This is a genomic window from Streptomyces anandii JCM 4720 (assembly GCF_014650655.1).
GTDB lineage: Bacteria > Actinomycetota > Actinomycetes > Streptomycetales > Streptomycetaceae > Streptomyces > Streptomyces anandii.
The window spans coordinates 158,037-166,512 of record NZ_BMVJ01000005.1 but is presented as its reverse complement, the minus strand read 5'-3'; the positions used below and the strand labels follow the sequence as shown (position 1 = coordinate 166,512).

Sequence of the window (8,476 nt, the reverse complement as noted above, 5' to 3'; positions counted from 1 at the left end):
GCCTCGCCCGCCGTCACGGACTGCCCGCACACGTGACCTCGCAACCGGCCCCGCACGCGTCCTCGCCGATGGACGAGGCCCTGCTCCGGAGCCTCACACCGAGCGTGCTGGCCGTCCTCGTCCGCCGCGGAGCCGACTTCGCGGCGGCCGAGGACGCCGTCCAGGAGGCGCTGTTGGAAGCGGTCCGCGTCTGGCCGGCCGACCCTCCGCGCGACGCGAAGGGCTGGCTGGTCACGGTGGCCTGGCGCCGGTTCCTCGACGCGGCCCGGGCGGACTCTGCCCGCCGTCGCCGTGAGGACCGCGTCGAGGAGGAGCCGCCGCCCGGGCCCGCGCCCTCGGTGGACGACACCCTCCAGCTCTACTTCCTGTGCGCGCATCCCTCGCTGACGCCGTCGTCCGCGGTCGCGCTCACCCTGCGCGCGGTCGGCGGGCTCACCACCCGCCAGATCGCCCAGGCCTACCTGGTGCCCGAGGCGACCATGGCGCAGCGGATCAGCCGCGCCAAGCGCACCGTGTCCAAGGTGCGGTTCGACCAGCCCGGCGACGTGGCCACCGTGCTGCGCGTGCTGTACCTGGTCTTCAACGAGGGCTACTCCGGCGACGTCGACCTCGCCGCCGAGGCCATCCGGCTCACCCGGCAGCTCGCGGCCCGGATCGATCACCCCGAGGTGGCGGGGCTGCTCGCCCTGATGCTGCTCCACCACGCCCGGCGCGCCGCCCGTACCGCGCCGGACGGCAGCCTGGTGCCGCTCGCCGAGCAGGACCGGAGCCGGTGGGACACCGGTGCGATCACGGAGGGCGTGGGGATCCTTCAGGCGGCCCTCGCCCGCGACCGGCTGGGCGAGTTCCAGGCCCAGGCCGCCATCGCGGCCCTCCACGCGGACGCGCCCACCGCCGAGGAGACCGACTGGGTGCAGATCGTCGAGTGGTACGACGAACTCGAGGCCCTGACCGGCAGTCCCGTCGTCCGGCTCAACCGCGCGGTCGCCGTCGGCGAGGCGGACGGTCCGCGTGCCGGGCTCGCGGCGCTGGCCGCGCTGGACGACTCGCTGCCCCGCCACACCGCGGTCGCGGCCTACCTGCACGAACGCGACGGCGACCTCGCGACCGCGGCCCGGCTGTACGCCGAGGCGGCCCGCAAGGCGCCCAGCGTCGCCGAACGCGACCACCTGACCCTCCAGGCCGCCCGGCTCAACACCCTCCGGGGCCGCTGAGGGGGCGGCTCCAGGGGCCTGCGGGTGTGACGCCACCCATAGGAGCCAGATCACCTCCTAAGCCGGGCCGTAGGTCCAGAACTGCCCCATCCGCATAAATTCCGACCAAAATGAAACTTTCGGACATTACCTCCTAAGTAGGGTAGTACGTCACATCATTGCGCCGCCCGGCGACCGCCGCTAACCATTGCTGTCGTTGCCGAGCGCCGCGACCCACCGCGGCCGGCATGTGACCACACCCCCACAGGAGATTTCTTCCGCATGACCGCGATCACCCGCACCAGCCGCCTCGCCCGCCTGCGCACCCTCACCGTCACCGGCATCGCCACCACGGGCGCCGCTGCCGTCGCCCTGACCCTGATGCCGGCCCCCGCACAGGCCGCCGAGGCGACGCAGGTGAGCACCGGCGTGGTCAAGGCTCCGGCCAACGACAGCCACACCACCCGGAGCGCTACGGCCACCACGGCCGGCAAGGGCAGCACGTCCGGCACCGCGGGCAACCTCGACGGCTGGATCAAGCAGTCGCTGGCCATCATGAAGGCCAAGGGCATCCCGGGCAGCTACGACGGTCTGCGCCGCAACATCATGCGCGAGTCCGGCGGCAACCCCAACGCCCAGAACAACTGGGACGTCAACGCCCAGAAGGGCACCCCGTCCAAGGGGCTGCTCCAGGTCATCGACCCGACCTTCAACGCGTTCCACGTCGACGGCACCGCCAACAGCGTCACCGACCCGGTGGCGAACATCACCGCGGCCGCCAACTACGCCGCGCACCGCTACGGTTCGATCGACAACGTCAACTCCGCCTACTGAGGCGCCGACGTCCCGGCGGATCATCAGCGGGCTCGTCCGGGCCGTTGAGCGTCCGCTCCGGTGCCAAGGTGGTCGATGACACGTTTCCTCCTACGCAGAAGGAACCACGCCATGGCCACCCCGCGCCCCTTCCCCCTGGAACCGGCCCCGATCCATGTGCCCGACGAGGCCCTCGACGACCTGCGCGCCCGTCTGGCACTGACCCGCCCGCCGCTGGACGAGGGGAACGAGGACTGGTCCTACGGCGTCCCGGTCGGCTACCTGCGTGAACTGGTCGCCCACTGGCGGGACGGCTACGACTGGCGCAAGGCCGAGGCCGCCATCAACGTCCACGAGCACTACCGGGTGAGCGTCGCCGGTGTCCCGGTGCACTTCCTGCGCAAGCCCGGCCGCGGCCCCCGGCCGGTCCCGTTGATCCTCACGCACGGCTGGCCGTGGACGTTCTGGCACTGGTCGAAGGTGATCGGCCCGCTCGCCGATCCGGCCGCGTCCGGCGGCGACCCCGCCGACGCGTTCGACGTCATCGTGCCGTCGCTGCCCGGCTTCGGCTTCCCCGGGCCGCTCACCGGCTTTCCGGACGTCAACTTCTGGAAGGTCGCGGACCTTTGGCACGTCCTGATGACCGAGACCCTGGGCTATGAGAAGTACGCCGCCGGGGGCTGCGACATCGGCGGGCTCGTCTCCAGCCAGCTCGGCCACAAGTACGCCGACGAGCTGTACGGCATCCACATCGGCTCCGGGCTGCCGCTCGACTTCTTCAACGGCCCCCGCGCCTGGGACCTGGCCCGGAACCGGCCCCTCACAGCCGACCAGCCCGCCGACGTCCGCGCCCGGATCGTCGAACTGGACCACCGCTCGGCGTCCCACCTCGCCGTGCACATGCTCGACGGCGCCACCCTGGCCCATGGGCTGAGCGACTCACCCGCCGGACTGCTCGCCTGGCTGCTGGAGCGCTGGAACGCCTGGAGCGACAACGGCGGCGACCTCGAATCCGTCTTCACCAAGGACGACCTGCTCACCCACGCCACGATCTACTGGGTGAACAACTCCATCGCCACGTCGATGCGTTACTACGCCAACGCCAACCGCCACCCCTGGGCCCCGTCCCACGACCGCACGCCCGTCGTGCAGGCCCCGGTCGGCCTCACCTTCGTCACGTACGAGAACCCGCCCGGCATCCGCACCACCGGCGAACGCGTCCAGGCGTTCAAGTCCGGTCCGCAGGCGGGGTGGTTCAACCATGTCAACGTCAACGCCCATGATCACGGCGGCCACTTCATCCCCTGGGAGAACCCCGACGCCTGGGTGAACGATCTGCGCCGCACCTTCCGCGGCCGCAGGCCCTGAACGACCCCGCCGGCCCGTCGAGACCCCCTCAGGGGCGATGACGAGGGCGAGGCGTACGCCCTCGTCATCACCGCCCGGGGGAATGTGGTCCTAGCGCTGCCCGCGGTGGTCGCGAATCCCCCGGCGGTCGCGGTCGCGGTCACGGTCGTGGCGGCGATCGCGGTCGTAACGGCGGTCATCGGCGTGGTGCCGGCCCTGGTGCCGGTCCTCGTGACCGAAGCGCCGGCCGTCATGGTCGTGGTCACGGTCCCGGTACCGGTCACGCCAGTCCCGGTCACGGTCACGGTCTCCGTCCCGGTCACGGTCCCCGTCGTGGTACCGGCCCAGGTGACGGCCGAGGTCACCGCGGTCGTCGTGATCCCTGCCGGCCAGGTGACCGTGGTGGCTGTGCGAGTATCGCCTGCCGTCACGGTCGTGGCCGCTCCCGTCGGCGAGGGCCGGCATGGCGGCCGCCGCGACGAGGGCGCCAGATGCCACGCAGACGGCCATCAGGCGGGCGGCGGTACGCGAAACAGACATGCATCCGTCCTCTCACGTTCGGGCACACCCACCCCGTCCGGAGCCGGCGTGCCGTCCCATCTCTCGGTCCGGTGCCGAGACCCGCCACTGTGGCCGCCCTCGGGGCCGACGCGGTGACGAAATCGCCCACTTTGCGAAATACGGACAGATTGGTGACCCGGTCGACGGACCCGCCGGGTCAGGTGGTGGCCGGCAGGAGGTCCTCGCCGCTCGAGGGGCGCAGGCCGCCCGGGCGGTGGGCGAAGTAGCGCTCGCCGAGCGACGCGCCCGGAACGTGCCGGACGTTGGCGAGACCGGCCTCGCGGGCCAGGGACAGCACTGCGTGCCGAGTGCGGCCGGGCGGCGGCGCTTCCAGGCCTGGGTGCCCGGCTGGTCGATCTCGAAGACGTGCAGGCGGGAGGCGAGTTCCTGCCTGCGCTGGGCGAAGGTGGCCCGCGGGTCCATGTCGGCCGGTTCCCGCGGCGGCGCGCCGCCGGATGACGGAGTCTCCTTCTCCTTGCCGCGCCTGACGGGGTCCTCCCATGCCAGGAATCCCCGGCGCCCCCGCGCTTCTCGAAAACTGACGGACCTTCGGCGGGGGCGTCGCCGCGTGGGGCTACTCCTTGGGCGGCTTGGCGGCGATGTCGAGGTAGAAGGCGTCGATGCTGCGGACCGCCGACTCGAACTCCTCCAGGTTCACCGGCTTGGTGACGTAGGCGTTGGCGTGGTGGCGGTAGGCGCCGGTGACGTCGTCGGGGGCGGCGGACGTGGTGAGGACGACGACCGGGATGGTGCGCAGGTCGGGGTCCTCCTTGACCACGGCCAGGAACTCACGCCCGTTCATGCGCGGCATGTTGAGGTCGAGGACGATGAGGTCGGGACGCTCGTTGTCCTCGTCGCGCAGGTAGTCCAGGGCCGCGATGCCGTCGGAGACCTGGGTGAGGTTGCGTGTTCCGCGCTCGGACAGGGCGTCCTGGATGAGCATGGCGTCGGCGATGTCGTCCTCGACCAGCAGCACGTCGTAGGGGCGGGTTGTGGCTGCGGTCATGAGTCACGGGCTCCGGGGTGTGGTCGGTGGGGGGCGGAAAGGTGCGTGCTGTTGGTGACGAGTCCGGGCCAGCGGCGCCGGGCTCCTTGACGGCTCATGCTGACGGCCCGGCCGATCTCGGGGTAGCCGGCGCCGCCGGCGGCCGCGGCGTGGGCCGCCTGGTCCTCCAGGTGCCGTACGGCCTGCTTGACGCCGGCCAGCACGCGCAGGCGCACGAGTGCGTGGTGCCGGGCGTCGCCCGCGATGTCCGGGGGGTCCTCGGGCGCCGGGACGTTCTCCCCGGCCAGCCGCCGCGCGAGTTCGTCGACCACCTGGGTCACCAGCGCGGCCGTTTCGCCGCCGGGCGGACGTGAGGGGAACGGCGGACCGGGCATGCCGCCACCTTACGGCGTTGATCACACCGGGGACAACATACGTTGTCAGGGCGCGGGTACAGTGTGCTTGCCCCGCGCCCGGCCGTGACCGGAGCGGCCGGGGGAGCCGAGACGGAGAGGGAGGGATTCCGACCGCGATGAGCAGTGAGCCGTCCGGCGCCGCGGGTGCCTTCTCCGGCTGGACCACCCGGCGCTGGCTGCGCACCGGAGTCGCCGCCACCCTGGTCGTCCTGGCCGTGCTGGGTTCCCTGGGCGCATGGGCGACGTGGCGCACTTCGCAGATCACCACCGAGCTGGTCGACCGGCGCTCCCCCGCCCTGATCGCGTCGATGCGGCTGGAGCAGTCCCTGGTCAACCAGGAGACCGGCGTGCGCGGTTACGGGCTGTCGGGCCGTGCGGACTTCCTCGAGCCGTACGCGCAGGGGGTGACGGCCGAGCGGACCGCGCTGCGGCGGCTGCGGCCGCTGGTCGCCGGTGACGCCCGGGCCTCCGCCGACCTCGCGACCGTGGAGACGCTCGCCGGTACCTGGCAGGAGCGGATCGCCCGGCCCGTCTCCTCGGCCCCGGCCGGGGAGGCCGTGCGACTGGCCACGCAGCGGGCGACGGAGGGCAAGGCCACCTTCGACTCGCTGCGCGCCGCCATGGCCCGTCAGCAGTCCCACCTGGAGAGCGAGCGCTCGGCGGCCGGCCGCGACCTGCGTCACGCTGTCACGCTGCGGAATTGGGTGTTCGCGGGCATCGCGGTCGTCATCGTCGCGGTGGCGTGCCTGGTCTCCGAGGGGTTGCGCCGCGGCATCACCGGTCCGCTCAGCCGGCTCGGCCTGGCCGCCCGTGACGTGGCGCAGGGCCGCTTCGACCGCTCCCTGGAGGGCACCGGACCCGCCGATCTGCGCCGGCTGGCCGAGGACGTGGACTCGATGCGCCGGCGCCTGGTGGAGGAGTTGCAGTTCAGTGAGGCCTCCCGCGCACTCCTGGACGAGCAGGCGATCGACCTGAAGCGGTCCAACACCGAACTGGAGCAGTTCGCCTACGTCGCCTCGCACGACCTGCAGGAGCCGCTGCGCAAGGTGTCCAGCTTCACCCAGCTCCTCCAGCGGCGCTACGGCGGCCAACTGGACGAACGGGCCGACCAGTACATCGCCTTCGCCGTCGACGGCGCCAACCGCATGCAGACCCTCATCAACGACCTCCTGGCCTTCTCCCGGGTCGGCCGCGTCCACAACGAGCACCGCACCGTGGACCTGGAGGAGGTGCTCGACCGGACGCTGGACGCCCTCAGCGTGGCCCTGGAGGAGAGCGGCGCGGAGGTCACCCACGACCCGCTGCCCACCGTCGTCGGGGACACCACCCAACTGGGCATGCTCTGGCAGAACCTGCTGTCCAACGCCGTCAAGTTCCGCAGCCCCGACCGGCCGGCGCGCATCCACGTCGGCGCCGAACAAAGCGGCGACACCTGGGAGTTCGCGGTGACGGACAACGGCATCGGTATCGCACCCGAGTACCAGGAGAAGGTCTTCGTCCTCTTCCAGCGGCTGCACACCAAGGACGCCTACCCCGGCACCGGTATCGGCCTGGCGATGTGCAAGAAGGTCGTGGAGTTCCACGGCGGCACGATCGCGATCGACCCCGGCCACACCACGGGCACCCGCGTGGTCTTCACCCTCCCCGCCGCCGTGCCGGCGCCCGCGGCCCCGGACCGGAAGACACAGTCGTGAGCGAGCACCCCGCGGGGCACGCGGAGCAGTACCACATACTGCTGGTCGAGGACGACGACGGGGACGCCCTCCTGGTGGAGGAACTCCTCTACGACACCGACCTCCCGCACACCCTCGAGCGATGCCGCACGGCCGGCGACGCGCGCACGGCGCTGGCCTCGCACGGCGCCGACTGCGTCCTGCTCGACCTGCACCTGCCCGACGCTTCCGGAGTGGACACGGTCCAGGCGGTCCAGACCGGCACCGACGCGGCCATCATCGTGCTGACCGGACTGGACGAACCGCGCGCGGGAGTCGAGGCGCTGGCGGCCGGCGCCCAGGACTATCTCGTCAAGGGCAAGGTCGAACCGGACCTGATGCAGCGCGCCGTGCGCTACGCCGTACAACGCAAGCAGGCCGAGCGGACCAACGCCGCCCTCCAGATCGGCCGGCTGCGCGCCGAGGAGAACGCCCGCCTCGAACGCGGCCTGCTGCCCCAGCCCCTGCTCGGCTCCGCCGCCGTCACCGCGTCCAGCCGCTACTACCCCGGTCGCGCCCAGGCCCTGCTGGGCGGTGACTTCCTCGACGTCGTGCAGACCGACGACGGGCACATCCACGCGGTCATCGGGGACGTCAGCGGCCACGGCCCGGACGCGGCGGCACTCGGCGTGTGCCTGCGCATCGCCTGGCGTGCCCTGACCCTCGGCGGCCACCGCGACGAGCACCTGCTCCACCTGCTGGAGCGCATACACATCGCCGAGCGGGCCGGCAACGACCTGTTCACCACCTGCACCCTCATCACCCTCGATCCGGACGCGGCCACCCTCACCCTGCACCTGGCCGGTCACCACGAGCCCCTGCTCGTCACCGCCGACGGCGCCCGGGAGGTCACCGCCGCCCACGGGGTGGCCCTCGGCATCGTCCCCGGACTGGGCAAGTGGCAGCCCACCACGCTCGCCCTGCCCGCCCGCGGCGCGCTCATCGCCTACACCGACGGACTCGTCGAGGGCTACGCGGGCCAGGCCGACGACCGGCTCGGCGTGGACGGGCTGCTGCGCGTCATCGACACCATCCGCACCCCCGATCCGGGCGCCCACCTCGACCAGCTCATCGCCCGCACCCGCACCCTCAACGCCGACCGGCACACCGACGACCTCGCCGTCCTGCGGCTGGACTGGGACTTCGACGCACCCGGGAGGGGCGGCGCGGTCAGCGCACGGCCTTGAGACCGACGACGCCGGCGACGATCAGGGTCAGGAACAGCACCTTCGGCGCGGACACCGGTTCCCGGCCGGTGAGCATGGCGTAGACGACGGTGAGCACCGCGCCGATCCCGACCCACACCGCGTAGGCGGTGCCGGGGGGCAGGTCGCGCATCGCGTACGCCAGTCCGCCCATGCTGCCGGTGAGGGCCAGGGCGAAGATCAGGGCGGGGGTGAGCCGGCTGAGGCCCGCGGAGGTGCTCAGGGCCGAGGCCCACACGGATTC

The 8,476-nt window shown here is 72.3% G+C and carries 10 protein-coding genes and 1 pseudogene; 5 read left to right on the top strand and 6 right to left on the bottom strand.

Going from position 1 to position 8,476, the window contains the following annotated elements; genetic code table 11:
* Positions 1-68 precede the first annotated feature (68 nt).
* The 3 genes from IE249_RS11590 to IE249_RS11580 all read left to right on the top strand — a co-directional run bounded on the left by IE249_RS11590 (position 69) and on the right by IE249_RS11580 (position 3,374).
* Positions 69-1,214 (top strand): RNA polymerase sigma factor, encoded by a 1,146-nt coding sequence (locus IE249_RS11590; RefSeq protein WP_189704915.1) that lies wholly within the window; start codon positions 69-71, stop codon positions 1,212-1,214.
* Positions 1,215-1,475: 261 nt separating this feature from the next.
* The gene (locus IE249_RS11585; protein ID WP_189704705.1) at positions 1,476-2,027 is read left to right on the top strand and encodes a transglycosylase SLT domain-containing protein; all 552 of its coding nucleotides are present in this window, start codon (positions 1,476-1,478) and stop codon (positions 2,025-2,027) included.
* A gap of 111 nt (positions 2,028-2,138) precedes the next feature.
* Positions 2,139-3,374 (top strand): epoxide hydrolase family protein, encoded by a 1,236-nt coding sequence (locus tag IE249_RS11580; RefSeq protein WP_189704704.1) that lies wholly within the window; start codon positions 2,139-2,141, stop codon positions 3,372-3,374.
* A 90-nt stretch (positions 3,375-3,464) separates the two neighbouring features.
* Here IE249_RS11580 and IE249_RS11575 read toward each other — a convergent pair whose 3' ends face one another.
* From IE249_RS11575 to IE249_RS11560, 5 genes and pseudogenes are all read right to left on the bottom strand, one after another.
* Positions 3,465-3,893, bottom strand: coding sequence for a hypothetical protein (locus IE249_RS11575; protein ID WP_189704703.1), 429 nt, complete (start codon positions 3,891-3,893; stop codon positions 3,465-3,467).
* A gap of 178 nt (positions 3,894-4,071) precedes the next feature.
* Complete coding sequence (locus tag IE249_RS36975; RefSeq protein WP_229858171.1) at positions 4,072-4,212, bottom strand: hypothetical protein; 141 nt, start codon at positions 4,210-4,212, stop codon at positions 4,072-4,074.
* A 50-nt stretch (positions 4,213-4,262) separates the two neighbouring features.
* A pseudogene (locus tag IE249_RS39995) lies at positions 4,263-4,337 on the bottom strand (hypothetical protein); the annotation flags it as partial.
* 151 nt (positions 4,338-4,488) lie between these two features.
* Complete coding sequence (locus IE249_RS11565) at positions 4,489-4,920, bottom strand: response regulator (protein WP_189704702.1); 432 nt, start codon at positions 4,918-4,920, stop codon at positions 4,489-4,491.
* Positions 4,917-5,294, bottom strand: coding sequence for a hypothetical protein (locus tag IE249_RS11560; RefSeq protein ID WP_229858167.1), 378 nt, complete (start codon positions 5,292-5,294; stop codon positions 4,917-4,919). The genes IE249_RS11565 and IE249_RS11560 overlap by 4 nt, the downstream gene beginning before the upstream one ends.
* 137 nt (positions 5,295-5,431) lie before the next feature.
* Between IE249_RS11560 and IE249_RS11555 the strand changes: the two genes are divergently transcribed.
* Positions 5,432-7,009: a sensor histidine kinase gene (locus IE249_RS11555; RefSeq protein ID WP_189704701.1), complete on the top strand. Its 1,578-nt coding sequence runs from the start codon at positions 5,432-5,434 to the stop codon at positions 7,007-7,009.
* Entirely contained in the window at positions 7,006-8,214 is a 1,209-nt protein-coding gene (locus IE249_RS11550; RefSeq protein ID WP_189704700.1) for a PP2C family protein-serine/threonine phosphatase, read from the top strand. The genes IE249_RS11555 and IE249_RS11550 overlap by 4 nt, the downstream gene beginning before the upstream one ends.
* Here the strand turns inward: IE249_RS11550 and IE249_RS11545 are convergent.
* Positions 8,198-8,476, bottom strand: a 279-nt coding sequence (locus IE249_RS11545; protein ID WP_229858165.1) for a DMT family transporter, incomplete at its 5' end; no start/stop codon positions are given. The two genes, IE249_RS11550 and IE249_RS11545, sit on opposite strands and share 17 nt — an antisense overlap.

Coding starts and splice junctions, on each gene's coding strand:
- IE249_RS11590 (WP_189704915.1), top strand. CDS start 69: ATGGACGAGGCCCTGCTCCGGAGCCTCACACCGAGCGTGCTGGCCGTC.
- IE249_RS11585 (WP_189704705.1), top strand. CDS start 1,476: ATGACCGCGATCACCCGCACCAGCCGCCTCGCCCGCCTGCGCACCCTC.
- IE249_RS11580 (WP_189704704.1), top strand. CDS start 2,139: ATGGCCACCCCGCGCCCCTTCCCCCTGGAACCGGCCCCGATCCATGTG.
- IE249_RS11575 (WP_189704703.1), bottom strand. CDS start 3,893: ATGTCTGTTTCGCGTACCGCCGCCCGCCTGATGGCCGTCTGCGTGGCA.
- IE249_RS11565 (WP_189704702.1), bottom strand. CDS start 4,920: ATGACCGCAGCCACAACCCGCCCCTACGACGTGCTGCTGGTCGAGGAC.
- IE249_RS11560 (WP_229858167.1), bottom strand. CDS start 5,294: ATGCCCGGTCCGCCGTTCCCCTCACGTCCGCCCGGCGGCGAAACGGCC.
- IE249_RS11555 (WP_189704701.1), top strand. CDS start 5,432: ATGAGCAGTGAGCCGTCCGGCGCCGCGGGTGCCTTCTCCGGCTGGACC.